Genomic DNA, 25,545 nt, shown 5'->3' with positions numbered 1-25,545 from the left:
GGTCGACCTCCCGGCCAATTAGGCTGTATGCGTGAACGACGCTGCCAACGACAACGCCGCTAAGGCAACCCTGCACTTTCCCGGGGGAACCGCGGACTTCCCCATACTGAGGAGCGTTGACGGCGCGTCGAGCATCGACATCTCGTCGTTCACCAGGCAGACCGGGTACACGGCCCTCGACCAGGGCTTCGTGAACACCGCCGCCACAAAGAGCGCGATCACCTACATCGACGGCGACCAGGGCATCCTGCGCTATCGCGGCTACGGCATCGAGGACATCGCCGCCAACTCGACTTATCTCGAGGTGGCCTGGCTGCTCATCTACGGCAATCTGCCGTCGCCGTCGGAGCTCGAGGCCTTCGAGGAGCGGGTGCGGAGGCACACCCTCCTGCACGAGGACCTGCGGCGCTTCTTCGACGCGCTGCCGCACAACGCGCATCCGATGTCCGTGCTCTCGAGCGCCGTCTCCGCCCTCTCCACGTTCTACGAGGACTCGCTCAGCGTGCACGACCCGGAGCAGGTCGAGCTGTCCACCATCCGGCTGCTGGCCAAGCTGCCGGTGATCGCGGCGTACGCGCACAAGAAGAGCCTCGGCCAGGCGTTCCTCTACCCGGACAACTCGCTGAGCTTCACCGACAACGTCCTCAAGCTCAACTTCGGCAACATGGCCGAGCCGTACGAGGTCAACCCCGTCGTTTCCCGGGCGCTCGAGCGGCTGCTGATCCTGCACGAGGACCACGAGCAGAACGCGTCCACGTCCACGGTTCGACTGGTCGGATCCACCGAGGCCAACATGTTCGCCTCCATCTCGGCCGGGATCAACGCGCTCTACGGCCCGCTGCACGGCGGGGCGAACGAGGCGGTGCTCAAGATGCTCGGCGAGATCAAGGCCAGCGGCGAGAGCGTGGAGAAGTTCGTCGAGCGGGTGAAGAACAAGGAAGACGGCATCCGCCTGATGGGCTTCGGCCATCGCGTGTACAAGAACTTCGACCCGCGCGCCAAGCTCGTGAAGGAGAGCGCTGACGAGGTGCTCAAGGCGCTCGGCGTGCAGGATGACCTGCTCGACATCGCCAAGGAGCTCGAGGCCGTCGCGCTCGCGGACGACTACTTCATCGAGCGCAAGCTCTATCCCAACGTGGACTTCTACACCGGCGTGATCTACAAGGCGATGGGATTCCCGCCGCGGATGTTCACCGTGCTGTTCGCGATCGGACGGCTGCCCGGCTGGATCGCGCACTGGCGCGAGATGAACGAAGACAAGGCGACCAAGATCGGCCGCCCGCAGCAGCTCTACACGGGCGCTCCCGCGCGCGACTGGCCAGCGCGCTAGTCGGGGCTGACCCGAGCCCGGGCGTCCGAGGACATCCCGGGTCGGCGTGCCGGCCCGGTTGGTCCGTACTGGCCCCGTGTGCAGGCACGGGCCCGGTTCGGGCAGCTCGTGAGGCTGACGGCGGGCCGCCGTCCTTGAGGGACTGCCGTCCTCGCGGAGGGAGTCGTGTGCCTCCATGGCGGGGAAACCGCATGGCGGAGGGAGGCGTAACCCCCGCCGCGATGCGATTTCCCCGCCGCGATGCGGTTTCCCCGCCGCGAAGTCGTAACCCCCGCCGCGAGCGAGCGCCGGCGAGCGCCGCGGCCCGCTCTCGCGACCGGGCCGGGCTAGGTGTGCAGCGCCGAGTTGAGCTCGATGCCGGTGCCGGAGCGGGCGAGCACCTCGACCGCGCCGGTGACCGAGTTGCGGCGGAAGAGCAGGCCGGCCACCCCGGAGAGCTCCGCCGCCTTCACGACGCGCGGTTCGACATCCGCGCCCAGCAGCACGACCTTGGTGCCGGCGGTCACGTAGAGCCCGGCCTCGACCACCGTGTCGTCGCCGATGGAGATGCCGATTCCCGAGTTGGCGCCGAGCAGCGCCCGCTCGCCGACCTCGACCCGCCGGGTGCCGCCACCCGACAGGGTGCCCATGATGGATGCGCCGCCGCCGATGTCGGAGCCGTCGCCGATCACGACGCCCTGCGACACGCGTCCCTCGACCATGGAGGTTCCGAGGGTGCCGGCGTTGAAGTTGACGAAGCCCTCGTGCATGACGGTCGTGCCGGGGGCGAGGTACGCTCCGAGCCGCACGCGGGAGGCGTCGGCGATGCGCACGCGGGCGGGGGAGACGTAGTCCAGCAGCCGGGGGAACTTGTCGATTCCGGTCGCGGCGATTCCCTGGCGCTGGAGCGCCGGGCGCAACCGGTCGAAGTCACTTGGATGCACCGGTCCGGCGTTGGTCCACACGACGATCGGCAGCTGCCCGAAGATGCCGTCGAGGTTGATCGTGTTCGGTCGCACCAGCAGGTGGCTGAGCAGGTGCAGCCGGAGGTACGCGTCCGGCGTGGAGGCCGGGGGCGTGTCGAGATCGATCTGCACGGTGACGAAGTCCACGCGCACGTTGCGGCGGTCGTCCGCCCCGGTGAGGGCCTCGAGGTCGGCGGGGGCGATGTACGGGTCGCGCCCGGCCGGCAACTCTCCGAGAGTGGGGGAGGGGAACCAGGTGTCGAGCACCGTTCCGTCGCCGGCGATGGTCGCGAGTCCGTAGCCCCAGGCTGCTCGTTGAGTCATGGTCCAAGGTTAGCGATCCGACTGCGGATAAACTGACGCGCATGCCTGACGCCGATCCGATGCCCGCGCTCGACCTCGCCGCAACGTCGATCGACATCACACGACAACTCTGCGACATCGAATCCGTGTCCGGAAACGAGGCATCGATCGCCGACGCGATCGTGGCATCCCTCGCGGGGCTCGACCACCTCGAGGTGACCAGGGACGGCGACGCCATCGTCGCCCGCACCAGCCTGGGGCGGGACAAGCGGGTGGTGATCGCCGGCCACATCGACACGGTTCCCGTGAACCACAACCTGCCCACGCGGTTCGAGACGATCGACGGGATCGACTACCTCTGGGGGCGCGGCACGGTCGACATGAAGGCCGGCGTGGCCGTGCAGCTCAAGCTGGCCGTGGAGCTCGTCGACCCCGCCGTGGACATCACCTGGATCTGGTACGACCACGAGGAGGTCTCAGCCGACCTCAACGGCCTCGGCCGGCTCGCCGACAACCGCCCGGACCTGCTCGCCGGCGACTTCGCGATCCTCGGTGAGCCCACCAACTCCACGGTCGAGGGCGGCTGCAACGGCAACCTCCGCGTGGAGCTGCGCACGTTCGGCACCCGCGCGCACTCCGCCCGGGCGTGGGTCGGCCACAACGCCATCCACGATGCGGCGCCCATCCTCGACCTGCTCGCCGCCTACGTGCCGCGCGAGGTCGAGGTGGAGGGCCTGGTCTATCGGGAGGGCCTCAACGCTGTCGGGATCTCCGGCGGAGTGGCCGGCAACATCATCCCGGACGAGTGCATGGTGCACGTGAACTACCGGTTCGCGCCGAGCCGCTCGGGTGCGGAGGCCGTTGACCACCTGCGCGAGCTCTTCCCGGGAATCGACCTCACCGTCGTGGACCTGGCGGAGGGCGCGCGCCCCGGCCTCGACGCGCCGCTCGCGCGGGACTTTCTCGCCGCGGTCGGCGGCACGGCCACCCCCAAGTACGGCTGGACGGATGTCGCCCGCTTCTCGGCCATCGGAATTCCGGCCGTCAACTACGGGCCGGGGGACCCCCTCAAGGCGCACGCGGACGACGAGCGCGTCGCACTCGAGCAGATCACCGAGTGTGAACGGGGACTGCGGGCGTGGCTCACCGCCTGATGCCGGCGCTGCCCACCCCGGTCATCGTGAGGTACCGCCTCACGCCGTGGTGGCTGCGGATTCTCGCGATCTGGGTCGCCTCCCGCGTGGTCACGACCGGGCTGATGCTGCTCTTCGCGAGCTGGCAGGAGAAGAACCCGTGGACGGGTCCCCGCCCGGACCTGCTCGCCTTCTCGCAGCTGTGGGACAGCGTCTGGTACCACATCGTGGCCGTGAGCGGGTACCCCAGCGTGCTGCCGCGAGGCGCGGACGGGCACGTGACCGAGAACGCGTGGGCCTTCCTTCCCGGCTATCCCGCCGTCGCCCGCCTCGTGATGACCGTCACCGGCCTGCCGTGGGAGCCGGTCTCGGTGTTCCTCTCGGTCGCGTTCTCCCTCGGCGCGGCGCTGATGGTCTACCGGCTCTTCCGGCTCGTCCTGCCCGCCGGCACCGCGCTCTTCGCCGTGACACTCTTCTGCTTCGCCCCGCTGTCTCCCATCTTTCAGGTGGCCTACGCGGAATCCATGCACGTCTTCCTGCTGGCCGTCGCGCTGTATCTGCTGGTGCGCCGCCGCTACGGGCTGCTCTTCCCCGTGGTCGCCGTCATGGCCCTCACCCGGCCGAGCGGCCTCGCCTTCGCCCTCGCCCTCGGCCTGCACATCGTGCATCGCTTCGTCACCCGCGCGCGTGACCCCTTCCCGCTCGCGGACGGCATCCTCGCCTCCGCTCTCGCGCTCTTCAGCCTTGTCGTCGGGCTCGCCTGGCCGCTCGTGGCGTGGGCGGTCACCGGATCCGCCTCCGCCTACACCGACACCGAGCTGGCCTGGCGGGTGCCATACATCGGCTACACCGAGCTCATGCCCTTCGCCGCCTGGGTCCAGGGCGCGCAATTCTGGGGAGCGCAGTGGGGGATCGGCGTGTTCGCCGTGCCACTGCTGTTCCTCACGGTGGGACTCTTCGCGGTCTTCCTGTTCATCCCGCCCGTGCGCCGGCTCGGCGTCGACCTGCGATTCTGGTCGGCAAGCTACGCGGTGTACCTGCTCGCGGTTTTCTTTCCGCAGTCGAGCACCTTCCGGCTGCTGGTGCCGCTGTTCCCCCTGCTCGGGGCGGTGGCGCAGCCGCGATCCCCGGTCTACCGCGTGGCGATCGTGGCCCTCTGCATCGCCGGGCAGATCGGCTGGCTGTACGCCTGCTGGTGGGTGAACGGCTACGACTGGACCCCGCCCTAATGCGACACGGAGTGCGATGAAAATGGCTCGTTTTCGTGGATAGCGCCGGTGTACGGGATAATAGAAGTCATTCCACGAAAGGGGATCACTCATGGCAGCCATGAAGCCGAGGACCGGAGACGGGCCAATGGAGGCTGTTAAGGAGGGTCGTCTCATCATCGTGCGCGTGCCGCTCGAAGGTGGGGGGCGCCTAGTCGTTTCAGTCAACGACGCCGAGGCCAGGGAACTCCACGACGCTCTCGCGGGAGTCGTCGCCGCGGCCAGTTAGTTCGGATCCACAGGGGACATCGTCGCCGCAGCTATTGGCTGCGGCGACGTCCGCTTGTGCGGGGTGCTAGCCGAGTTTGGTGATCTGGAGCAGTCCGTCACCCACGGCGGAGAGCGCGCTGATCACGGCGTCAGACTCGGCAATGGTCGCCAGCAGCGACCGGTAGCCGGTGACGGTGTCGTCCCGCTGGGCCGGGTCGGCGACCCGGCCGCGCCAGAGCGCGTGCGCCACGAGGACGGTACCGCCGGCACGCACGAGCCGCAGGCCGTGTTCGACGTACTGGATCACGTGCTGCGGGTCGGCGTCGACCAGCACGATGTCGTAGGACTGCTCGTTCATCCTGGGCAGCACATCGAGGGCCCGCCCGGCGATCATGCGGATGCGGTTGGCCGAGACGCCTGCCTCGATGAAGGACTTGCGGGCGGACTGCTGGTAGTCGAGTTCGAAGTCGATCGACGTGAGGGTGGCCTGCGGGGCGCCGGTGAACAGCCAGAGCCCGCTCACCCCGACCCCGGTGCCGATCTCGATGATGCGGGTGGCGGCGGTGGCCGCGGCGACGACGGCGATCTGGGCGCCCATCGCGGGGCTGACCGGGTCGATTCCCAACTCGATCGAGTTGAGGCGGGCCCGGGCGATCGCCGGGCTCTCGACGACGATCTCCTCGGCGAATTTCCAGCTCGACTCTTTGTCTGCCACGTGCACTCCTTGTTCCTCCCCAGCGTAGGCGAGGCTCGCGCCGTCGGGGGTTAGCCTGCTCAGCGCGTCAGACCGCGTCACGCGCGCGCCTCGCCGGGGTTAAGCTGAACGAGTGTTCGGCCTCACCTTCGACAAGCTGCTCGTGATCGGCGTCATCGCCGTCTTCGTGCTCGGTCCGGAGCGCCTTCCGCACTATGCGTCTCAGCTCGCCAGGCTCGTGCGCAATCTGCGCCAGATGGCCGACGGCGCGAAGGACCGCCTGCGGGACGAGATGGGCCCGGAGTTCGACGAGGTCGACTGGAAGAAACTCGACCCGCGGCAGTACGACCCGCGCCGCATCATCCGCGAGGCCCTGATCGACGACGACCCGAAACCGGTGTCTGTCGTGCGGCCGGCCGGGGAGTCCGCCTACGTCAAGCGCCAGCGACTGGCCGCCGAGGGCGAAGCGGCCCCGTTCGACAACGAAGCGACCTGAGGCCGGCGATGACGGATCTTCGGGGCGCGGTGGTGCTGGTGGTGGGGGCCAGCGGGGGAATCGGGTCGCGCCTCTCGATCCTGCTCGCCGATGCCGGGGCCACGGTGTTGCGGGCGACCCGCCTGCCGGACTCCCGGGTCGACTCCTTTGCGGCCGACCTGCGCCAGGAGGGCGCCGCGGCTAACCTCGTCGCGGCGGCCGCCTCGGCGAAGGGTCGTCTCGACGGGCTCGTGATCGCGGCGGGAGTCGTGGCGTTCGGTCCACTCTCCGAGCTCGCCGACGACACCCTCTCGACCCTCTTCGCGGTGAACGCCCTCGCCCCCGCGAGACTCGTGCGCGAGGCGGTTCCCTACCTCGCCGCCTCGGCCTCGGCCGGCCGCGAGCCGTTCATCGTGACGCTGAGCGGGATCGTGGCGGAGACGCCCACGGCCGGCCTCTCGGCATACTCCGCGTCGAAGGCGGCGCTCGCGGCCCTCGCCGCCGCGTCGGCCCGCGAACTGCGCCGGTCCGGCATCCGGGTGCTGGATGCCCGTCCCGGACACACCGAGACGGGACTCGCCGGGCATCCGATCGCCGGCGTCGCGCCCGCGTTCGCCCCGGGACTCGATCCGGATGCCGTCGCGGCCCGGATCGTGCGCGCGATCGTCGACGGCGAGCGGGACCTGCCGAGCTCGGCCTTCGTCTCCTGAGCGGGCGCTAGCGGCCGGGATGCTGGGCGAGCACTCCCCGGGCCTCGTCGCGCAACGCCTCGACCACGAGGCACACCGACGGGCGCTCGGCGCGGTCCGGGCGCAGGAGGGCCGAGATCTGGCGCACCGCGCGCACCCCGGAGAGCGGCCGGGTGACGAGTCCGTTCTCGTGGTCCCGGGTGGTGAACCGCGGCAGGATCGCGATGCCGTGGCCGGCCGCGACGATCGCCTCCACGATGCCGTTGTCGAGAAAGCGCTGGCCGATGATCGCCGGCACGCCCGTGACGGCCTCGAGCTGGCGCAGGATGCGGTCGTATGGGAACCCGAGGGGCGTGCCGATCCAGGTCTCGCCCATGAGGTCCCGCGCCGAGAGGCTCGCCTTCTCGGCGAGCGGATGCCCCTCGGGCAGGGCGATGTCGAGGGGCTCCTCCATGAGCTTGACCACCGTGAGCCCGCGCTCGCGCCAGGCGGGCAGCATGCCGGGAGAGTCGGCGAGCACGATGTCGAAGTCGGGGGTGAGGTCGGCGAAGTCCGGGTGCAGCGGGTCCTGGTCGGTGGCGATGAGCACGAGTCCCGGGATCTGGGCCACGGCGGTGAGGAGTCCCGGCAGCAGCATCTGGCCTCCGGTGGGAAAGGTGGTGAGGGTCACCTCGCCCCGCGGGGCCTGCTTGAAGTCCTCCCAGAGGGCGTCGGCGCGCTCGAGCGCGATCGCGACGTCCGTGGCCGTCTGGGCCAGCATCCGCCCCGCCCCGGTGAGCACGATGCCGCGCCCGCTGCGCTCGGTGAGCGGGATCCCCGCCTCCCGTTCGAGCACCTTGAGCTGCTGGGAGACCGCGGAGACCGTGCGGTTCGTGGCCCGCGCCACGGCCGTGATGCTGCCGCGCTCGGCGAGTTCGCGAAGCAGTTCGAGTCGGCGCACGTCCATTAAGCCAGACTACACAATCATGCAAGAACTATTTGATTGTGCTACAGCTTCAATGGGTGTGGAATGAGATCAATCACAACCTGCCCATCCGGGGCACGTTTCAGTACACCGAGGTCATCATGTCCAGCGTCATCGTTCCAGCAGTCTTCGCCATCATCGCCGTGTGGGGCGCCGCGGCCAGCATTGTCGTGACGGTCCGTGATGACTACCGCCAGGTTCCCAGCCGCCACTAGGCCGCACCCACGCGTGGGCCGGCGCTAGCGAACGCTCAGACCGAGCTTTCGACCGGCCAGGCCACGTCCCCGTGAGGCCAGCCCATCGGCGACCGAGGCGATGGCGACAGACGCGGGATCCGTCGGGGCCGATCGAACGATCGGCACGCCGGCATCCCCGCCCTCTCGCAGCGCGACGCTGATCGGGATCGATGCGAGCACCGTGACCGGATCGTCCTGGCCGCGGGAGAGCCTCGCCGCGACCTCGTCGCCGCCTCCGCTGCCGAAGAGGTCCAGGATCGACCCGTCCGGCTGTACGAGTCCGGCCATGTTCTCGATGACGCCGATCACTTTCTGGCCCGTCTGCCGCGCCACGATGGCGCTGCGTTCGGCCACCTCGGCCGCGGCCGGCTGCGGCGTCGTCACGACGATGACCTCCGCCTGCGGCAAGAGTTGGCCGAGCGAGATCGCGACGTCGCCGGTTCCCGGCGGCAGGTCGAGCAGCAGCACGTCGAGGTCCCCGAAATAGACGTCGGTGAGGAACTGCTGCATGGTGCGATGGAGCATGGGCCCTCGCCAGGAGACGGCCCTGGCCGACTCAGACGGCTCGAGGAACATGCCGATGGAGATCACCTTCACCCCGCAGCCGATCGGGGGCAGGATCATCTCGCCCACCCTGGTGGGTCGGGCGCCCGCGAGGCCGAGGATCCCCGGGATCGAGAAGCCGAAGACATCCGCATCAACGATGCCCACGGTGAGACCGCGGTCGACCAGCGCGACGGCGAGGTTCGCGGTGATGGAGGACTTGCCCACCCCGCCCTTCCCGCTCGTGATCGCGTAGATGCGGGTGAGCGAGTCGGGCCCGAACTGCGCAACCCGCGTACGCCCACCCCGGAGCTTCTCGGTGAGGGCCGTGCGCTGCTCCCGCGACATGACGGACACCTCGACGGCGACGGAGGAGATCCCGGTGACCGAGGCGGCCGCCTCGCGAACGTCCCGCTCGATCGTGTCGGCGGCCGGGCATCCGACGATCGTCAGCCGGAGGCCGACGGTCGCCTGTCCTTCCGGGGAGACCGTCACCGCCCCGATCATGTCCAGCTCGGTGATGGGCTTGCGGATTTCGGGGTCGATCACCCGGGCGAGAGCCGACAGGATGCCGGCCCGAAGCTGCTCGCTCGTCACGCGGCCCCTTCGGGGTTCCTGTCGCGCTCGAGGCTTCGCTGGTCTTCGAGCTCGGCCAGCAGGGCGCGCAGTTCGGCGCGGATGAAGTCCTTGCTCGCGAGCTCGCGCACGGCGAGCCGCAGCGCCACCACCTCGCGGGCGAGGTACTCGGTGTCGGCCAGGTTGCGCTCCGCCCGCTGGCGGTCCTGTTCGAACTGCACCCGGTCGCGGTCGTCCTGGCGGTTCTGGGCGAGCAGGATGAGGGGGGCGGCGTAGGAGGCCTGGAGCGACAGGATCAGGGTCAGCAGGGTGTAGTTAAGCGTGCGGGGGTCGAATTGCGCCGCGGGCGGGGCGTAGGTGTTGTAGGCGATCCAGACCACCACGAACACGGTCATGCCGACGAGGAAGCCCGTCGTGCCCATCGCGCGGGCGAAGCCCTCGCTGAACCGTCCGACGCGGTCGCGTCCGCCCAGGCGGGGGACGAACGAGGTGCGAAGACCCTTGGGCGAGTCGAGTCCCGAGTCAGTGCGACGGGCCATTGAGGTGCCTCCTTCCGGATGAGACGACTACGGGGATGGTGCTGGTGTCAGCAGACACCGCGGGGGAGGGGTCGTCGTCGTGACTTCGCCAGTCGTCGGGCAGAAGGTAGTCGAGAACATCGTCAATGGTCACCACCCCGACCAGTCGGTGGTTGTCGTCGACAACCGGAAGGGACACGAGGTTGTAGCTTGCGAGGGTGCGCGCGACCTCGGCGGCCGAGGCGCTCGCCCGCACGGGCTCGAGCTTTTGGTCGAGCAGCGTGCCGAGCCGCTCCATGGGCGGGTAGCGCAGCATCCGCTGGAAGTGCACCATTCCGAGGAAGCGTCCGGTGGGGGGCTCGTACGGCGGCAGCGTCACGCAGACCGCGGCGCCGAGGGCCGGCGCGAGTTCGTGGCGACGGATGAGGGCGAGCCCCTCGGCCACCGTCGTGTCGGCGGAGACGATGATCGGCTCCGTCGTCATGAGGCCGCCAGCGGTGTCCGGAGCGTAGAGCAGCAGCATCCGCACGTCGTCCGCCTCCTCGGGCTGCATGAGGTCGAGGAGGGCCTCTCCGCGCTCGTCGGAGAGCTGCGCGATGAGGTCGGCCGCGTCATCCGGCTGCATCTGGTCGAGCACGTCGGCGGCCCGGTCGTCGTCGAGGTGGCCGAGGATGTCGACCTGTTCGCTCTCGGGCATCTCTTCGAGCACGTCGGCGAGACGCTCGTCGCTCATCTCCTCGGCGACCTCGAGCATGCGCTGCTCGGGCAGGTCGAGGAGGGCGTTCGCGAGGTCGGCGGGCAGCAGGTCCTCGTAGGTGGCGAGCAGCTGGGTGGCCGACTGGGCCTCGCCGGTCGACCGCTCGCGCACCTCCGACCACTTGGCGAAGATGGTGACGCCCTTGGCGAATGGCGAGGCGCTGGTCTTGGGCCGGCGGAGGAACAGTTCGCTCACCGCCCACTCGCCCTGGCCGCTCTCCTCGATCGCGACGTCTTCGATCGTGGCGGTTCCCGACCGGTCGACGAGCTCCATCTGGCGGCCGAGAACCTCGGCGATCACCCGCACCTCGCCGCCGCGCTGCTCGAAGCGGCGCAGGTTGATGAGGCCGGTGGTGATGATCTGGCCGCTGCCGATGCTCGTGACGCGACCGATCGAGAGGAAGACGCGGCGCTTGCCCGGGACCTCCACGATGAGTCCGACGACGCGCGGCGGCTCCTTCTGGCGGTAGACGATGAGCACGTCTCGCACGCGCCCGACCTTGTCTCCCGCGGGGTCGAAAACGGAGCACCCGGCCAAACGGGCGACGAAGACTCTCGCGGCGCTCACAGGTCTAACTTAGACCTTCGCAACTGTGGGAGAGGATAATGAGGCCATGACCAACCAAAGCCCCCTCGCCTCTCGTGGCCGCCTCGTGCCGACGCTCCCCAAGGGGGACGTGCTCGGAACCTACGACACGTACTTCGAGGCGCAGGCCGCCGTCGATCGTCTGGCCAGGGCCGACTTCGAGGTGAAGAAGGTCTCGATCGTGGGGAGCGACCTCAAGACCGTCGAGCGCGTGACCGGCAAGCTCACCTGGGGCAAGGCCGCCGGGGCCGGCGCGGCGAGCGGCGCGTGGTTCGGGCTCTTCTTCGGCGTGCTGCTCACCTTTACGGCGACGACCGCCGTGTTCCAGTATGTCTTCGCCGCGGTGATCATCGGGGCCGGGTTCGGCGCGCTGTTCGGCATCGTCACCTACGCGATCAACCGACGGACCAGGGACTTCACCTCCACCCACCAGGTGCTCGCGAGCAAGTACGAGATCATCATCGACCCGTCCCTCACCATGAAGGCGCAGGACGTGCTCTCGCGGCCCGACACGCACTAGCGCCCCGCGCCATCGAGCCGAAGGCGCACGATGCCCGTCACAGGGCGCTCACGCGCCGAGCCACGCCTCCACGTCATCCACGGTGCGGGGAATGCCGATCGACAGGTTCTCGGCGCCGGACGGCGTCACGAGGATGTTGTCCTCGATGCGCACGCCGATGCCCCGGAACTCCTCCGGCACGGTCAGGTCGTCCGGCTGGAAGTACAGTCCGGGCTCGATCGTGAAGACCATCCCGGCCTCGAGCACGCCGTCGAGGTAGAGGTCGCGCCTTGCCTGGGCGCAGTCGTGCACGTCGAGGCCGAGGTGGTGGCTCGTGCCGTGCACCATGTATCGCCGGTGGAACTGGTTCTCCGGCTTGACGGACTCCTCCGCGCTCACGGGAAGCAGGCCCCACTCGGCGGTGCGCCGGGCGATGACCTCCATCGCCGTCGCGTGGACCTCGCGGAACCGGATGCCCGGCCGCACGATCGCGAACGCCGCATCCGCCGCCTCGAGCACCGCCTCGTAGACGAGGCGCTGCGTGGGCCCGAAGACGCCATTGATCGGCAGCGTGCGAGTGATGTCCGCCGTGTAGTAGCTGTCGAGCTCGATTCCGGCGTCCATGAGGATGAGGTCGCCCGGCACGACGGGTCCATCGTTGCGTGTCCAGTGCAGGATGCAGGCGTGCGGCCCGCTCGCGGCGATGGTGTCGTAGCCCACGGCGTTGCCCTCGGCCCTGGCCCGCCGGTTGAAGGTGCCCTCGACGAGGCGCTCGCCCCGCGGGTGGGCGATGATCGCCGGCCGGTCGGCGATCACGTCGTCGAATCCGGCGCGGGTGGCGTCGACGGCCTTGCGCATCTGGTCGATCTCGTAGGCGTCCTTGACGAGCCGCAGCTCGGACAGGTCGCGGGCGAGATCGGCGTCGGCGTTCGTCTCGAGCGCCTCGGATTCCGCGACCAGCAGGCGGCGGCCATCCACCTGGTCGGTGAGATCGCGATCGCCGTCCCGCACGATGACCGTGCTCGCGTCGACGGCGTCGAGCACCCGGTCGAGCTCATCGAGGGATGCCGTGGCCAGTCCGAGGTCGCTGGCGACATGGGCGAGCGATGGCCGGGGACCGGTCCAGAATTCGCCGATGCCGGGGTTGGCGTAGAACTCGTCGGAGTCGCGCCCGGCCGCCTTGCGAAAGTACAGGGTGGCGTCGTGGCCGCTCGCCGTCGGCTCGAGCACGAGCACGCTGCCGGGAACGGAGTCGCTACCCCAGCCGGTGAGGTGGGCGAACGCGGAGTGGGCGCGGTAGGCGTAGTCGGTGTCGTTCGACCGCACCTTCGCCGCCCCCGCCGGGATGATGAGGCACTTGCCCGGGTACAGGCGGGAGATCGCCGTCCGCCGTGCCGCCGCGTACGCGGCCTGTTCGCGGGCGCCCGGCGTCGGCTCGGATCTCTCGGCCCACTTGCTGGAGATGTAATCCTTGAACGTGCTCGAAACCGGCACGGTCGAGCGGTTTGTCGTTGCGCGGGGGGCCTCGGCCCTGTCGTCAGCCATGACCCCATTCTCTCCCGGGTCAGCCGACGGCGTGCAACTGCACCACGATCGGCCGGTGGTCGCTTCCCTTCCCGTCCAGGCGTGTCACCACCCGCATGCCGGTGACCCGCCAGTTCGCCGTGGCCATGACGTGGTCGATGGGAGCGCCGGCCAGGGCGGGAATCGACGACGGCCAGGTGCCGACGGCACCGTTGCCGCTCTGTACTCCGGCGTCCGAGCATCCGCCGAGCGTCTTTCCCCGTTCGTCGACGAAACCGGCGAGATGATCGATCGTGGCATTGAAGTCGCCGGCCATGATCACGTTCTTCGAGTCGCAGGCATCGCTCAGCCACCGGAGGTCGCTGCGCCAGTTGCGCATCTCGCCCTCGACCGGGGCGATGGGGTGCACGGCGACGATCGTCGGGCCGCGGCCGTCGTTCGGAAGGATCACCACGGTCGGCACCGTGGAGGTGGAGCCGGCGGTCTTGTCGAGGTGGTATTCGCCGAGGTCGTCGCTCACGAGTACGGAGGTCGACCGGGATCCGTAGTTGCGGTCGAAGGTGAGGGTGTGCACGGACATCGGCCGCCCGCCGGCCTTCAGGAGCGCGGCAACGGCATCCGCCGTCGACTTCGTCGTCTCCGGCAGGCTCACGATGTCCGCGTCGGAGTCGAGCGCGAGGGTGGCGATGGTGGCTGCCCCCGGGGCGCCCCCGAGGGTGTTCCACGACACGACGGTGAGGTCGGACTTCGACTTCGCCGCGAAGGTCTCATTGCCGAACCCTCGGGAGCCCAGCACCGCCACCGTGACGAGCACGAACACGCCGAGGCGCAGAACGATCGAGGCGCCGAGCCGCCGGAACTGCCGGTTGAGGGCAGCGGCCACACCCACCACCACCATCACGCCGACAGCGGCGACGACCATGGCCCCGCGGAACGAGATGAGCTGGGCCAGCCCGGTGGTGCGCTGGAGCCCGAAGAGCTGCGGCCAGGCGGCGATGAGCAGCACGACGGCGAGCAGCAGGAGCAGCGCGGCTGCCAGGACTCGACGAAACATGGGCTTTCACCCTAACCGCTGACGCCGGGCCCGCCTGCCGCCTGTCGCGCGCGTCACTGGCCTAGAGTTGCAGGATGTCCGGCCTGATCGACCTGCACACCCACAGCAGCGTCTCCGACGGCACGGAGACCCCGGCCCAACTCGTGCGGGCGGCGATCGCGGCCGGTCTCGACACCGTGGCGATCACCGACCACGACTCGACGGCTGGCTGGCAGGCGGCCTGTCTGGCGGCCGAGGGAACCGGCCTCACCGTGATCCCCGGCATGGAGCTCAGCACGCTGCACGGCTGGCGCAGTGTGCACCTTCTGGCCTACCTCTTCAACCCCCTCGACGGCGGGATCATCGCCGAGACCGGGAGAATCAGGGATGCGCGGCTCACCCGCGCCGAGAGCATCGTGCAGCGGCTCTCGGCAGACTACGACCTGGAGTGGGCGGACGTGCTCGCCCAGACGACCGAGGGCGCGACGGTCGGCCGACCGCACATCGCGGACGCCCTCGTCGCGAAGGGTCACGTGCCCAATCGCAGCGCGGCGTTCGAGAGCATCCTGCACCCGCGAAGCGGCTACTTCGAACCGCACTACGCGCCGGACCCGCTCGAGGCCGTGCGGCTCGTGGTCGCGGCGGGCGGCGTTCCGGTGCTCGCCCACCCCGCCACCCGGGGCAGGGAGAACGTGATCCCCGAGGACAAGATCGCCGTGCTCGTCGAGGCCGGGCTGTTCGGGCTGGAGATCCACCATCGGGAGAACACCGAGAGCGGCAAGCAGCGGCTCTTCGAGCTCGCCGAGGAGTTCGGCCTCGCCGTCACCGGATCGAGCGACTATCACGGCGAGGGCAAGCCGAATCGGCTCGGCGAGAACACGACGACCCGGGAGGTGCTCGACCGCATCATCGCCGCGGGCACCGGCACGACGCCCTACCGGGGCTGAACCTCAAGAAGATCCGACAATAGAGTTGCAGCATGCCCGGACCGATCGATCTGCACACGCACAGCAGCGTCTCCGACGGCACCGAGACCCCGACGGCGCTGGTGGAGGCGGCCGTCGCCGCGGGCCTCGGCGCCGTCGCGATCACCGACCACGACTCGACGGCCGGCTGGGTGGAAGCCTTTGCCGCGGCATCCGGCACCGGCCTGACGGTGATCCCGGGCATGGAGCTGAGCACGAACTACGGCCCCGCGAGCGTGCACATGCTCGCCTACCTGTTCGATCCGGATGACGCAGGCATCCGCCGGGAGACCGCGCGCATCCGCGACGGTCGGGCCCACCGCGCCGAGCGCATCGTCGAGCGCATTGCCGTCGACTACGACATCACCTGGGCCGACGTGCTTGCCCAGTCGACGAACGGCGGCACCCTCGGCCGGCCGCACATCGCCGACGCGCTGGTCGCCAAGGGGCACGTCCCCACCCGCGGCGCGGCGTTCGAGAGCATCCTGCACTGGCAGAGCGGCTACTACGAGAAGTACTACGCGCCGTCGCCGCTCGAGGGCGTGCGCATGATCGTCGCGGCCGGCGGGGTGCCGGTGCTGGCGCATCCGGCCACCCACGGTCTCTACCGCGTGATCGAGGAGCGGGTGATCGCCGAACTCGTGGACGCCGGACTGTTCGGTCTCGAGATCCATCATCGGGACAACACCGAGGATGGCAAGGTGCGCCTCTACGAGCTGGCGGCGAAGTACGACCTGGTCGTCACGGGATCGAGCGACTACCACGGCGATGGCAAGCCGAATCGACTCGGCGAGAATTCGACGGAGCCGGACGCGCTGGCGCGCATCGTGGCCGCCGGCACGGGGTCGGCGCCCTTTCGGGGCTAGGCCTGCTCCTAGGCGGGGGGCGGCGGCGTGTTGCCGGTTCCGCCGCGACGCGAACGGGTGCGACGACGACGCGTCGGCGACGTTCCATCGTGGGTTCCGCCGCCCTCTGCACTCTCGCGCACGACGTCGGTCGACCCCTCTGCGCGGTCGCGCGGCGGGCGTCCACCCGAGCCGGTGGCGGGGCGTGCCCCGCCGGAACGGCCACCGCGGTCGGCACCGCGGCCGCGGTCTCCTCCGCCATCGCGGCCGCCGCCCGAGCGGCCTCCACGGTCGCCGTCGGTCGGCCGCGGCTCGCGGGGACGCACGGGGCCGGCCGAGGCGAGGCGCCCCTTGGTGCCCTCCGGGATGTCGAGGTCGGTGAAGAGGTGCGGCGACGACGAGTAGGTCTCGACCGGCTCCGGCTGGCCCATGTCGAGCGCCTTGTTGATGGCGGCCCACTTGTGCATGTCATCCCAGTCCACGAAGGTGACGGCGATGCCGGTCTTGCCCGCGCGGCCGGTGCGGCCGGCGCGGTGCAGGTAGGTGTCGTCGTCGTCCGGGATGGTGTGGTTGATCACGTGGGTCACGTCGTTCACGTCGATGCCGCGAGCCGCGACGTCCGTGGCGATGAGGATGTCCTTCTTGCCCGCCTTGAACGCGGCCATGGCCCGCTCGCGCTGCTCCTGGTTGAGGTCTCCGTGCACGGCGGCGGCGTTGAATCCGCGGTCGTTGAGCTCCTCCACCAGCTTGGCCGCCGCACGCTTGGTGCGGGTGAAGACCACGGTCTTGCCGCGGCCCTCGGCCTGCAGGATGCGGGCGATGACCTCGTCCTTGTCCATCGAGTGGGCGCGGTAGACGACGTGCTTGATGTTGGCCTGGGTGCGGCCCTCGTCCGGATCCGTCGCGCGGATGTGGATTGGCCGGTTCATGAAGCGACGCGCGAGAGCGACGATCGGGCCGGGCATCGTGGCGGAGAACAGCATGGTGTGCCGGGTGGGGGAGGTCTGGGCGAAGAGCTTCTCGATGTCGGAGAGGAATCCGAGGTCGAGCATCTTGTCTGCCTCGTCGAGCACCATGACCTTGACGTCCTTGAGCGACAGCATGCGCTGGCTCGCGAGGTCGAGGAGGCGGCCGGGGGTTCCGACGACCACCTGGGCGCCGGCCTTGAGCTGCTCGACCTGGCCCTCGTAGGCCTTGCCGCCGTAGATCGCGGCGACCTGGGTGCCACGGTTGGACGCCGCGAGCACGAGGTCCTCGGCCACCTGCACGCACAGCTCGCGGGTGGGCACCACGACGAGCGCCTTGACACCGGGCTCCGGGTTCAGGCCGAGCGACTGCAGCAGGGGGAGCCCGAAGCCGAGGGTCTTGCCCGTGCCGGTCTTGGCCTGGCCGATGATGTCCTGGCCGGCGAGTCCCATCGGGATCGTCTGCACCTGGATGGGGAAGGGCTCGATGATGCCCTTGGTGGCGAGAGCGTCGACCATGTCCTGGTCGATGTTGAGATCTGAGAAAGTTGTAATGAGTGATGCCCTGTTCTAAAGCGGCTACGCCCGCTTTGACCTGGGGCGTGCGGAGCCTCCACCAGAAATGGGAGGCATTACCACTAGTTTAGCCGTCATTCGCCGGTTAGCCGGATTCCCCGTGCCGGGCGGCCTGTCGGGCGCCGCGCCGATAGGCTATGCGCGTGGTCAAACTGTTCGGTCGTCGCCCGAGACGCAACGACGCCGCCCGCTCGGGCACGCGTCGCTCGTCCAGTGCCGCCGTCAACCGGGTAGACCTCGAGGAGCTGACCCCCGACCTCAATTCCTACCTCGGGCAGGCCGCCTATCTTCAGCTGGTGATCTTCGAGACGCTCAGCCGCGCCGTGGCGACCGCGCCATCGATAGCCTCCAAGGAGGCGATGAGCCGGGTGGCCGGGCTCTCGCTCGCCAAGCACCACGGGCTCACGGCCGAGATCGTGCGCCAGGGCGCCCAGCCCGGTCCGACTATGCAGCCGTACGTGGCGGGCATCGACAACTACGTGCGCGTCACCGCGGGCGCCGACTGGTACGAGACGCTCGTCACCAGCTACGTCACCGCGGGGCTTCTCAACGACTTCGCCCGGCAGCTGGCCGGCGGACTGCCCGCCGACGCCTCGGCGCGCATCGCTGCCCTGCTCGGCGGAGACGACGGCCACGCGATCATCGTCGCCGAGTTGCGTTCGGCGATCGAGGCCAATCCGCGCCTCGCCTCGCGCCTCGCGCTGTGGGGCAGGCGGCTCGTGGGCGACACCCTGCTGGCCGCGCGGTCTGCTCTCGCCGCCAACGGGCATCCGGATGAGGCGCGACTCGAACCGGTGTTCACCGAGCTCATCGCGGCGCACACCAGGCGCATGGACGCCATCGGCCTCACGGCCTAGCGGGCCGGTTCGGTCAGGCGCGGCTGAGCGTCGCGAGCATCTCGGCATCCGCGTGCCGGCGGCGACGTGAGATCGTCACGGCCAGCACCACGCTGAGCGCGGCGGCGAGCACCAGGCTCACCACCCAGATCCACCCGCCGTCGAACTTCCAGCCGGCCCAGGTGAGGGCGGCCCAGATTGCCGATGCCGACGCCGCGCCGACCGCGGGGATCAGCGCCGCCCCGTGCGTCTCGCGCCCCGGGAACGCGTAACGCAGGCCGAGGCCGATGATCGCTCCGCCCAGGGTGACGAAGAGCAGCTCCATGGTCAGGCCACGAAGCCGACGCGCCGGGACTCCTCCGAGCCGATCTCGAGGTAGCCGAACGACTCGAGCGGCACGACGTAGACCGAACCCCGCACGTCGGTAAGGGTGAAGTATTTCGCGCCGGAGTCGAGGGCCGACGAGACGACGGCCTGGATCTCCGCCGACGACTGCGACGACTCGAAGTTGATCTCGCGAGGGCTGTTGATGATTCCGATTCGAATGTCCACGTGCTCAGATTACGACACAACCGGCCGTGCCCCGCGCGCCGTTCTCTGGGAGCGGAACCGCCCGCGCCGTGCGGGTCGATGTCGGTGCCCACCGTTAAGTTGGGGGCATGGCGATCAAGGGTTTTCGGCGGGCGGCCGTCGGGGATTCCCGGGGTGGTTCCGACTCGAATCGCCTGGTTCCGGATGCCGCCCAGAGGGCGGTGCTGCAGCTCGCCGACGGCGCATCCGCCGCGGTGATCGGAGCCCCGGGCACCGGCAAGACCACGACCCTCGTCGAACTCGTGGCCGATCGGGTGCTCGACCGCGGGTGGAGCGCCGAGCAGGTCATCGTGCTCACCTCCAGCCGCACGACGGCCACCGCGCTGCGTGACCGGCTCGCGCTGCGGCTCGGTGTGCCCACCAACGGTCCGCTCGCGCGCACCGTGAACTCGCTCGCCTTCGAGATCGTCGGTGCGGCCGCCGCCTCGGCCGGCGTCGCTCCGCCGAGGCTCGTCACCGGCGGCGAGCAGGACGCGGACATCGGCCAGCTGCTGGAGGGCCAGATCGAGGATGGCGTGGCGCCGGCCTGGCCGCCCCACCTCGACGAGGACGTGCGCCGCCTGCGCGCCTTCCGCACCGAGCTCCGTGAGCTCATCATGCGCGCAACGGAATATGGGGTGACCCCCCAGCGACTCGCGACCCTCGGCGCGGACACCGGCCATCCCGAGTGGGTCGCCGCGGCGGCCTTCATCTCCGACTACCTCTCCGTGGTGAGCAGCTCACGGCCCGGCCAGCTCGACTCGGCGGAGCTCGTGCAGTTCGCGATCGCGGCCCTCGGCCGGGGCGAGGCCGGGGAGCGCGTCGCCGGTCTCCGCCTCGTGGTGGTCGACGACCTCCAGGAGGCCACCAAGTCGACGATCTCGCTGCTCGCCGCCCTCGCGGCGCGCGGCGTCTCGGTCGTCGCGTTCGGCGATCCGGATGTCGCGACGAACGCGTTCCGCGGCGGCGAACCGGATGCCCTGGGCCGGCTCGGCAGCGTGCTCGGCGTTCCAGACCTCGTCACCATCACCCTGGGCACGGCGCACCGCCAGGGCGCGACCCTTCGCGAGTTCACCGCGCGGGTCACGGAACGCATCGGCACCGCCGGGGCCGTCGGCCAGCGCGCAGCGGTCGCCGGCACCACCCACGGTCCGGACCGCGCCTCCCCGGTGCTCAGAATCACGGCGACGAGCCAGGCGAGGCAGTGGGCGGCGATCGCCCGGCAGCTGAGGGAACACCATCTGATCGGCGGCATCCCGCTCTCCGGCATGGCGGTGGTCGTGCGCAGCGGCGCCCTCGTGCCCGTGATCGCGCGGGCCCTCGCCCTCAACGAGGTCCCCACCCGCACCGCGGTCGGCGGGCGGGCCCTGCGCGACGACCACGCCGCCCGCAGTCTGCTTTCGCTGGTGGACGTCGGCATCGGGCGCACCCCGCTCACCGGCGCCCTCGCCGCCGAGCTCCTGCTCGGGCCGTTCGGCGGTCTCGATCACCTCGCGCTGCGGCGCCTGCGCCTCGCGCTGCGGGCGGAGGAACTCGCCGGCGGCCGCAACCGGGCGAGCGACGACCTGCTCGTGGAGGGGCTCGGCGCCCCGGGCCGGTTCGCCACCATCGACCACCGGGTGGGCCGCAACGCCGAACGGCTCTCCGCCACCCTCGGCGCCGTCGGGGCGCTCGCCGCGGACGGCGGCACCATCGAGGAGCTCCTCTGGCTCGCCTGGCACCGCAGCGGCCTCGCGGACGACTGGTTCGCCCAGGCGACGAGCGCCGGCATCACGGCCGCGGAGGCCAACCGCAACCTCGACGGCATCGTCGCCCTCTTCACCTCGGCGAGGCGGTTCACCGAGCGTCGGCCGGGCACCGGCCCGAGCGTCTTCCTCGACGACGTGCTCGACGCCGAGGTTCCGGAAGACACCCTGTCCCCCCAGTCCGCCGCCGAGGCGGTGCTCGTGACCACGCCCTCCGGTGCCGTCGGCCTCGAGGTGGACGTGGTGGTGATCGCCGCCCTGCAGGAGGGCGTCTGGCCGAACCTCCGGCTGCGCGGATCCCTGCTCAACCCGCAGGACCTCGTGCGGGTGATGACGGGGCTCGACGACGTGGTGATCGACGAGCGGCGCCAGGTGCGGGATGACGAGCTGCGCATGTTCGCGCTGGCCGTGTCCCGCGCCCGCCAACAGGTGATCCTCGCCGCCGTGTCGAACGAGGACGACGCCGCGAGCGTGCTCTTCGCGCTCACGCCCCCCGGCACTCCGGTTGTCGATGCGGCGACGGTGCGGCCGCTCTCCCTGCGCGCGCTCACCGGACGGCTCCGTCGCGAGCTCGTGCAGGAGCGGCGCACCGCCCCCGAGCGGGCGGCCGTGGCCTCCGCGCTCGCGCGGCTCGCCGAGGAGCGGGTGCCCGGCGCGAACCCGGCCGAGTGGCACGGCCTGCTCGAGCCGTCGACCACCGAACCGCTCTTCGACGGGGACGAGACCGTGCCGGTGTCCCCATCCAAGCTCGACGCGTTCGAGCAGTCGCCGCTCGACTGGTTCATCGACACCGTCTCGGGCACCCAGTCGAGCACGGCGATGGGCCTCGGCACGATCGTGCACTGGGCGATGGAGACCGCCACAGACTCGAGCGTCGACACGGTCTGGCGCGCCATCGAGCAGCGCTGGAGCGAGCTCTACTTCGAGTCGCCGTGGTTTGCCGAGCAGCAGCGCTCCGCCGCGCGCATCCTCGCCGCCGGCGTCGCCGACTACCTCGCCGACTTCGAGCGCGAGGGCAAGTCGCTCGTCGCCGCCGAGGGACGCTTCAGCCTCAAGATCGACCGCGCCACGGTGAACGGGTCGATCGACCGGGTCGAGCGCTCGAGCGACGGGTCGGTCGTGATCGTGGACCTCAAGACGGGCACCCCCACCGTTCGTCAGCAGGTCGTCGACGCGCATCCGCAACTCGGGGCCTACCAGCTCGCCTATTCGCAGGGGGTGCTCGACGAGTTCCTCGATGACCTCGGCGAGCACTCCGGCGGGGGAGCGAAGCTGCTTTTCGTGAAGAAGGGCAAGAAGAAAAAGCTCTACCAGGAGGGCGTGCAGGCCCCGCTCGACGAGGAGGCTCTCGAGGGCTTCCGGGCCCGGATCAGGCAGGCGGCGCTCGGGATGGCCGCCGCCGCCTTCGAGGGAGCGGTCGAGCTGAGCGAGTGGGGCGGCTTCGACATCGCGTCGCGCAAGCTGCACCGGGTGCGGGCGGTGTCCAGTGACTGACGGCGCGCGTGTTCCCGTGAGTGCCTTCGACATCGCCGACGCGCTCGGGCGCCCCCGGCCGACCGAGCAGCAGCGGCGAGTGATCGAGTCGCCGCTCGAGCCGGCGATCGTCGTGGCGGGCGCCGGCAGCGGCAAGACCGAGACGATGGCCAACCGGGTGCTCTGGCTGCTCGCCAACGGGCAGGTCGCGGCAAACGAACTGCTCGGCCTCACCTTCACCCGCAAGGCGGCCGGCGAACTCTCCAACCGCATCCGCGAGCGCATCGGCGAACTGCACTCGGTGGGCCTGCTGCCGGGCGACTACGACGAGTTCGACCCGCCCGTCGTCGCGACCTACAACGCGTTCTCGAACACCATCTACCGTGACAACGCCGTGCTGCTCGGCCGGGAGAGCGACGGCGCGGTGCTCGGCGAGGCCTCCGCCTGGCAGCTCGCCCGCTCGATCGTGGTCGCCTCCACCGACGAGCGCCTGCCGGGGCTCGGCAAGAGCATCGACTCCGTGACGAAGGCGGTGCTGGCGCTCAGCCACGAGCTGAGCGAGAACGTGGTCGACCCGGGCGACGTCACCGCGATGGCCGTCCGATTCGCCGGGCTGGCCGAGCTGCCCACGGGCGGGACCGGGGTCTACGAGGACGCGGTGACGCTCGCGAAGACCGTCGGGGCGCTCCCGGTGCTCGTGGGCCTCGCGGGCGAGTTCGCGCTGGTCAAGGCGCGCCGCGGCTTCGTCGAGTACTCCGACCAGGTGTCGCTCGCCCTCGAGATCGTGCGGGGAATGCCGAAGGTGGCCGCGGCGATCCGCGAGAGGCACCGCGTGATCCTGCTTGACGAGTACCAGGACACGAGCGTCGTGCAGACCTGGCTGCTGTCCGAGCTCTTCGCCGGCCGCGCCGTGATGGCCGTCGGCGACCCGAACCAGTCGATCTACGGCTGGCGGGGGGCGAGCGCCGCGAACCTGGAGGGGTTCGCCGGGCAGTTCGGCGGTGGGAGGGTGCGGGAGTTCGCGCTCAGCACGAGCTGGCGCAACGGCCACGACATCCTCTCGGTGGCGAACGCGCTCGTGCAGCCGCTGAAGGAGACGACCACCGTGGGAGTCGAGCGGCTCGACGCCGGCCCGAACGCGAGCGACCTGCCGGTCGAGGTCATCGTGGAGGAGACCCTGCAGGAGGAGGCGGATGCGGCGGCGCGCTGGCTCAAGGCGAGACTCGAGACCCGCCAGGGCGAGACGCCACCCACCGCGGCGATGCTGTTCCGCGCCCGCAAGACCCAGGGCGTGTTCATCGACGCCCTGCGCACCCACGGGGTGCCGTTCCACGTGCTCGGCATCGGCGGCATCATGGCTGAGCCGGAGATCGCCGACCTGGTCTCCGCGCTCACCGTGGTCAACGATCCGACGGCCGGATCCCAGCTCGTGCGGCTGCTCGCCGGCTCGCGCTGGCGCATCGGGGCGGCCGACCTGCACGCCCTCCGCCGGCTCGCGTCCTGGCTGCGCGACCGGGACTACGCCCAGCGACCGCTGGATGCCGAACTCAAGGACCGCCTGCGCGCCTCGGTCGCCGAGGGCGAGGGCGGCTCGATCGTCGACGCGATCGACTTCCTGGCCTCCGCCCGTGCCGGCCACTCCGCCCTCTCCCGTTTCAGCGAGGAGGGCCTGGCGAGACTCCGGGACGCCGGCCGCACGCTCGCGCGACTGCGATCCCGCGCGAGCCTCGACCTCCTCGACTTCGTGACCGTGGTCGAGCAGGAGCTGCTTCTCGACATCGAGGTCGCGGCGAACGAGACCCGCGCGCTCGGGTCCGCCAACATGGAGGCGTTCTTCGACGCGCTCGGCGGTTACCTCGCCGTGGACGACTCGGCGAGCCTCGGCGGGTTCCTGGCCTGGCTGCGTGAGGCCGAGTGGCGCGACGGGCTCGCGCCCCGACCGGAGGACGCGGAGGCGGGCACCGTGCAGCTGCTCACCATCCACGGGGCGAAGGGCCTCGAGTGGGACGTGGTGGTGATTCCCCGGCTCGTCGAGAGCGAGCTGCCCGGCTCGCCGCGCGAGGGCTTCGGCGGCTGGCTGTCGTTCGGCACCCTGCCCTACGAGTTCCGGGGAGACGCCGCGGAGCTCCCGCGGTTCGACTGGGAGTCGGCGGTCTCGCGCAAAGAACTCCTGGCCTCGGTCGACGAGTTCAAGGCCGCCGTGAGACTCCGGCACGAGCTCGAGGAGCGGCGGCTCGCCTACGTGGCGGTCACCCGCGCCCGGCACTCCCTCCTGCTCACCGCGTCGTTCTGGTCGACCCAGACGACCCCGCGCGCGCCCAGCCCGTTCATCGTCCCGCTCGCGGAGGCCGGCGTGATCGGCCCGCTCCCGCCGGCGAGTGAGCACGCGGAGAACCCGCTGGGTGACGACGTCAACCTCTTCCTCTGGCCGCTCGATCCGCTCGGCGGTCGTCGGGCGGCGATCGAACGCGCGGCCGACCTGGTGCGCGCCTCGGCCCCGGGGGATGCCGGCCCCTGGGATCGCGAGCTCGACCTGCTGCTCGAGGAGCGGCGCCGCCGGCTGGACGCGGCAGAATACGTGGACCTGCCCACCCGCGTTCCGGCCTCCCGGTTCAAGGACTTCGTGGCCGACCCGGCCGCGGTCGCCTCCGCGCTGTGTCGGCCGATGCCGGAGCGGCCGTTCAGGGCAACGAGCCTCGGCACCGTGTTCCACGACTGGGTGGAGCACCGCTCGGGCGTGCACGGGTCGACCGAGCAGCTCGATGCCCTCTCCACCGAGCTCGACGGGATCGAAGGGCTCGACGGGATTGAACCGCTCGGGGACGCCGAGCCCGCCGAGCCGGAGGGCCTCGAGCGCCTGCGGCAGATCTTCGAGCGATCGGAGTTCGCGGCCCTCAAGCCGGAGAGCGTCGAGATCGAGATCCACCTGATCCTCGAGGGCGAGATCGTGGTCTGCAAGCTGGATGCGGTCTACCGGGTCGGCGACCGCTACCGCATCGTCGACTGGAAGACCGGCAAGGCGCCGCGGGATGCCGCCGACCTCGAGGCGAAGCAGCTGCAGTTGGCCCTGTACCGGCAGGCCTTCGCGGAGTGGAAGGGCATCGACCCGGAGCTGATCGACGCCGTCTTCTACTACGTGAGTGACGACGCCATCATCCGTCCCGAGCGCATCTATTCGCGGGACGAACTCATCGCCCTGTGGCGCGCCGTAGCCTGACCGCGGCCCCTTCGCCCCCTCGCCCCCTTCCCGTCCCTCTGCCCCCTTCCGAAATCCATGCATTCCTGCCCG

24 protein-coding genes are annotated in these 25,545 nt (G+C 70.4%); 13 read left to right on the top strand and 11 right to left on the bottom strand.

What is annotated here, in order from left to right; translation table 11 throughout:
* The first annotated feature begins 31 nt into the window (after window positions 1-31).
* Complete coding sequence (locus ACHZD8_RS00290; RefSeq protein ID WP_394768079.1) at window positions 32-1,330, top strand: citrate synthase; 1,299 nt, start codon at window positions 32-34, stop codon at window positions 1,328-1,330.
* 326 nt (window positions 1,331-1,656) lie between these two features.
* On the opposite strand, the gene dapD is transcribed toward ACHZD8_RS00290, so the two are convergent.
* Window positions 1,657-2,598, bottom strand: coding sequence for a 2,3,4,5-tetrahydropyridine-2,6-dicarboxylate N-succinyltransferase (gene dapD / locus ACHZD8_RS00285; protein ID WP_394768078.1), 942 nt, complete (start codon window positions 2,596-2,598; stop codon window positions 1,657-1,659).
* Between the two features lie 59 nt (window positions 2,599-2,657).
* Here dapD and dapE point away from each other — a divergent pair, with 59 nt between their 5' ends.
* The 3 genes from dapE to ACHZD8_RS00270 all read left to right on the top strand — a co-directional run bounded on the left by dapE (window position 2,658) and on the right by ACHZD8_RS00270 (window position 5,207).
* Window positions 2,658-3,731: a succinyl-diaminopimelate desuccinylase gene (dapE, locus tag ACHZD8_RS00280; RefSeq protein WP_394768090.1), complete on the top strand. Its 1,074-nt coding sequence runs from the start codon at window positions 2,658-2,660 to the stop codon at window positions 3,729-3,731.
* Window positions 3,716-4,939: a hypothetical protein gene (locus ACHZD8_RS00275; protein ID WP_394768077.1), complete on the top strand. Its 1,224-nt coding sequence runs from the start codon at window positions 3,716-3,718 to the stop codon at window positions 4,937-4,939. The genes dapE and ACHZD8_RS00275 overlap by 16 nt, the downstream gene beginning before the upstream one ends.
* Window positions 4,940-5,030: 91 nt before the next feature.
* Window positions 5,031-5,207 carry a DUF3117 domain-containing protein gene (locus ACHZD8_RS00270; protein WP_147782794.1) on the top strand — a complete coding sequence of 59 codons (177 nt, stop codon included), beginning with the start codon at window positions 5,031-5,033 and terminating at the stop codon, window positions 5,205-5,207.
* Between the two features lie 66 nt (window positions 5,208-5,273).
* Here the strand turns inward: ACHZD8_RS00270 and ACHZD8_RS00265 are convergent, their stop codons facing one another.
* Entirely contained in the window at window positions 5,274-5,903 is a 630-nt protein-coding gene (locus ACHZD8_RS00265; RefSeq protein ID WP_394768076.1) for an O-methyltransferase, read from the bottom strand.
* A gap of 112 nt (window positions 5,904-6,015) precedes the next feature.
* Here ACHZD8_RS00265 and ACHZD8_RS00260 point away from each other — a divergent pair, with 112 nt between their 5' ends.
* On the top strand, window positions 6,016-6,378 hold the full coding sequence (locus ACHZD8_RS00260) for a sec-independent translocase (protein ID WP_394768075.1): 363 nt from the start codon (window positions 6,016-6,018) through the stop codon (window positions 6,376-6,378).
* 8 nt (window positions 6,379-6,386) lie between these two features.
* Window positions 6,387-7,067, top strand: a complete 681-nt coding sequence (locus tag ACHZD8_RS00255) for an SDR family NAD(P)-dependent oxidoreductase (protein WP_394768074.1) — start codon at window positions 6,387-6,389, stop codon at window positions 7,065-7,067.
* Window positions 7,068-7,074: 7 nt separating this feature from the next.
* Here the strand turns inward: ACHZD8_RS00255 and ACHZD8_RS00250 are convergent, their stop codons facing one another.
* Window positions 7,075-7,992 carry a LysR family transcriptional regulator gene (locus tag ACHZD8_RS00250; protein ID WP_394768073.1) on the bottom strand — a complete coding sequence of 306 codons (918 nt, stop codon included), beginning with the start codon at window positions 7,990-7,992 and terminating at the stop codon, window positions 7,075-7,077.
* Between the two features lie 56 nt (window positions 7,993-8,048).
* Here ACHZD8_RS00250 and ACHZD8_RS00245 point away from each other — a divergent pair, with 56 nt between their 5' ends.
* Window positions 8,049-8,225 (top strand): hypothetical protein, encoded by a 177-nt coding sequence (locus tag ACHZD8_RS00245; RefSeq protein ID WP_394768072.1) that lies wholly within the window; start codon window positions 8,049-8,051, stop codon window positions 8,223-8,225.
* Window positions 8,226-8,249: 24 nt separating this feature from the next.
* Here ACHZD8_RS00245 and ACHZD8_RS00240 read toward each other — a convergent pair whose 3' ends face one another.
* Genes ACHZD8_RS00240 through ACHZD8_RS00230 form a run of 3 tightly spaced genes read right to left on the bottom strand, consistent with a single transcriptional unit; the run spans window position 8,250 to window position 11,207 of the window.
* On the bottom strand, window positions 8,250-9,386 hold the full coding sequence (locus tag ACHZD8_RS00240) for a P-loop NTPase (RefSeq protein ID WP_394768071.1): 1,137 nt from the start codon (window positions 9,384-9,386) through the stop codon (window positions 8,250-8,252).
* The gene (locus ACHZD8_RS00235) at window positions 9,383-9,904 is read right to left on the bottom strand and encodes a DUF1003 domain-containing protein (RefSeq protein ID WP_394768070.1); all 522 of its coding nucleotides are present in this window, start codon (window positions 9,902-9,904) and stop codon (window positions 9,383-9,385) included. The genes ACHZD8_RS00240 and ACHZD8_RS00235 overlap by 4 nt, the downstream gene beginning before the upstream one ends.
* On the bottom strand, window positions 9,888-11,207 hold the full coding sequence (locus ACHZD8_RS00230; protein WP_394768069.1) for a magnesium transporter MgtE N-terminal domain-containing protein: 1,320 nt from the start codon (window positions 11,205-11,207) through the stop codon (window positions 9,888-9,890). The genes ACHZD8_RS00235 and ACHZD8_RS00230 overlap by 17 nt, the downstream gene beginning before the upstream one ends.
* Before the next feature lie 46 nt (window positions 11,208-11,253).
* On the opposite strand from ACHZD8_RS00230, the gene ACHZD8_RS00225 reads away from it, so the two are divergent.
* The gene (locus ACHZD8_RS00225) at window positions 11,254-11,745 is read left to right on the top strand and encodes a general stress protein (protein ID WP_394768068.1); all 492 of its coding nucleotides are present in this window, start codon (window positions 11,254-11,256) and stop codon (window positions 11,743-11,745) included.
* A gap of 48 nt (window positions 11,746-11,793) precedes the next feature.
* On the opposite strand, the gene ACHZD8_RS00220 is transcribed toward ACHZD8_RS00225, so the two are convergent.
* The gene (locus ACHZD8_RS00220) at window positions 11,794-13,269 is read right to left on the bottom strand and encodes an aminopeptidase P family protein (protein ID WP_394768067.1); all 1,476 of its coding nucleotides are present in this window, start codon (window positions 13,267-13,269) and stop codon (window positions 11,794-11,796) included.
* A gap of 19 nt (window positions 13,270-13,288) precedes the next feature.
* Window positions 13,289-14,302 carry an endonuclease/exonuclease/phosphatase family protein gene (locus tag ACHZD8_RS00215; RefSeq protein WP_394768066.1) on the bottom strand — a complete coding sequence of 338 codons (1,014 nt, stop codon included), beginning with the start codon at window positions 14,300-14,302 and terminating at the stop codon, window positions 13,289-13,291.
* A 74-nt stretch (window positions 14,303-14,376) separates the two neighbouring features.
* Between ACHZD8_RS00215 and ACHZD8_RS00210 the strand changes: the two genes are divergently transcribed.
* The gene (locus ACHZD8_RS00210) at window positions 14,377-15,228 is read left to right on the top strand and encodes a PHP domain-containing protein (protein WP_394768065.1); all 852 of its coding nucleotides are present in this window, start codon (window positions 14,377-14,379) and stop codon (window positions 15,226-15,228) included.
* Between the two features lie 32 nt (window positions 15,229-15,260).
* Window positions 15,261-16,112, top strand: a complete 852-nt coding sequence (locus ACHZD8_RS00205) for a PHP domain-containing protein (protein WP_394768064.1) — start codon at window positions 15,261-15,263, stop codon at window positions 16,110-16,112.
* Between the two features lie 8 nt (window positions 16,113-16,120).
* On the opposite strand, the gene ACHZD8_RS00200 is transcribed toward ACHZD8_RS00205, so the two are convergent.
* Window positions 16,121-17,575: a DEAD/DEAH box helicase gene (locus ACHZD8_RS00200; RefSeq protein ID WP_394768063.1), complete on the bottom strand. Its 1,455-nt coding sequence runs from the start codon at window positions 17,573-17,575 to the stop codon at window positions 16,121-16,123.
* Window positions 17,576-17,775: 200 nt separating this feature from the next.
* On the opposite strand from ACHZD8_RS00200, the gene ACHZD8_RS00195 reads away from it, so the two are divergent.
* Window positions 17,776-18,489 carry a ferritin-like fold-containing protein gene (locus tag ACHZD8_RS00195; protein ID WP_394768062.1) on the top strand — a complete coding sequence of 238 codons (714 nt, stop codon included), beginning with the start codon at window positions 17,776-17,778 and terminating at the stop codon, window positions 18,487-18,489.
* A gap of 13 nt (window positions 18,490-18,502) precedes the next feature.
* On the opposite strand, the gene ACHZD8_RS00190 is transcribed toward ACHZD8_RS00195, so the two are convergent.
* On the bottom strand, window positions 18,503-18,793 hold the full coding sequence (locus ACHZD8_RS00190) for a hypothetical protein (protein ID WP_394768061.1): 291 nt from the start codon (window positions 18,791-18,793) through the stop codon (window positions 18,503-18,505).
* Between the two features lie 2 nt (window positions 18,794-18,795).
* Entirely contained in the window at window positions 18,796-19,020 is a 225-nt protein-coding gene (locus tag ACHZD8_RS00185; RefSeq protein ID WP_147782808.1) for a DUF3107 domain-containing protein, read from the bottom strand.
* A gap of 107 nt (window positions 19,021-19,127) precedes the next feature.
* On the opposite strand from ACHZD8_RS00185, the gene ACHZD8_RS00180 reads away from it, so the two are divergent.
* The gene (locus ACHZD8_RS00180) at window positions 19,128-22,277 is read left to right on the top strand and encodes a PD-(D/E)XK nuclease family protein (protein WP_394768060.1); all 3,150 of its coding nucleotides are present in this window, start codon (window positions 19,128-19,130) and stop codon (window positions 22,275-22,277) included.
* A gap of 16 nt (window positions 22,278-22,293) precedes the next feature.
* A complete protein-coding gene (locus ACHZD8_RS00175; RefSeq protein WP_394768059.1) occupies window positions 22,294-25,473 on the top strand; it encodes a UvrD-helicase domain-containing protein in 3,180 nt (1,059 codons plus the stop codon).
* The last annotated feature ends 72 nt before the right edge of the window (window positions 25,474-25,545 follow it).

The sequence above is a fragment of the Lacisediminihabitans sp. genome (genome assembly GCF_043726815.1).
Classification (GTDB): domain Bacteria; phylum Actinomycetota; class Actinomycetes; order Actinomycetales; family Microbacteriaceae; genus Lacisediminihabitans.
The sequence above is the reverse complement of the archived record's forward strand: the minus strand, read 5'-3'. Positions and strand labels throughout refer to the sequence as shown.

Excerpts from the sequence above, each read along its gene's own strand:
- dapD (WP_394768078.1), bottom strand. The coding sequence starts at position 2,598 with ATGACTCAACGAGCAGCCTGGGGCTACGGACTCGCGACCATCGCCGGC.
- dapE (WP_394768090.1), top strand. The coding sequence starts at position 2,658 with ATGCCCGCGCTCGACCTCGCCGCAACGTCGATCGACATCACACGACAA.
- ACHZD8_RS00270 (WP_147782794.1), top strand. The coding sequence starts at position 5,031 with ATGGCAGCCATGAAGCCGAGGACCGGAGACGGGCCAATGGAGGCTGTT.
- ACHZD8_RS00255 (WP_394768074.1), top strand. The coding sequence starts at position 6,387 with ATGACGGATCTTCGGGGCGCGGTGGTGCTGGTGGTGGGGGCCAGCGGG.
- ACHZD8_RS00250 (WP_394768073.1), bottom strand. The coding sequence starts at position 7,992 with ATGGACGTGCGCCGACTCGAACTGCTTCGCGAACTCGCCGAGCGCGGC.
- ACHZD8_RS00235 (WP_394768070.1), bottom strand. The coding sequence starts at position 9,904 with ATGGCCCGTCGCACTGACTCGGGACTCGACTCGCCCAAGGGTCTTCGC.
- ACHZD8_RS00225 (WP_394768068.1), top strand. The coding sequence starts at position 11,254 with ATGACCAACCAAAGCCCCCTCGCCTCTCGTGGCCGCCTCGTGCCGACG.
- ACHZD8_RS00220 (WP_394768067.1), bottom strand. The coding sequence starts at position 13,269 with ATGGCTGACGACAGGGCCGAGGCCCCCCGCGCAACGACAAACCGCTCG.
- ACHZD8_RS00215 (WP_394768066.1), bottom strand. The coding sequence starts at position 14,302 with ATGTTTCGTCGAGTCCTGGCAGCCGCGCTGCTCCTGCTGCTCGCCGTC.
- ACHZD8_RS00210 (WP_394768065.1), top strand. The coding sequence starts at position 14,377 with ATGTCCGGCCTGATCGACCTGCACACCCACAGCAGCGTCTCCGACGGC.
- ACHZD8_RS00205 (WP_394768064.1), top strand. The coding sequence starts at position 15,261 with ATGCCCGGACCGATCGATCTGCACACGCACAGCAGCGTCTCCGACGGC.
- ACHZD8_RS00200 (WP_394768063.1), bottom strand. The coding sequence starts at position 17,575 with ATGGTCGACGCTCTCGCCACCAAGGGCATCATCGAGCCCTTCCCCATC.
- ACHZD8_RS00190 (WP_394768061.1), bottom strand. The coding sequence starts at position 18,793 with ATGGAGCTGCTCTTCGTCACCCTGGGCGGAGCGATCATCGGCCTCGGC.
- ACHZD8_RS00180 (WP_394768060.1), top strand. The coding sequence starts at position 19,128 with ATGGCGATCAAGGGTTTTCGGCGGGCGGCCGTCGGGGATTCCCGGGGT.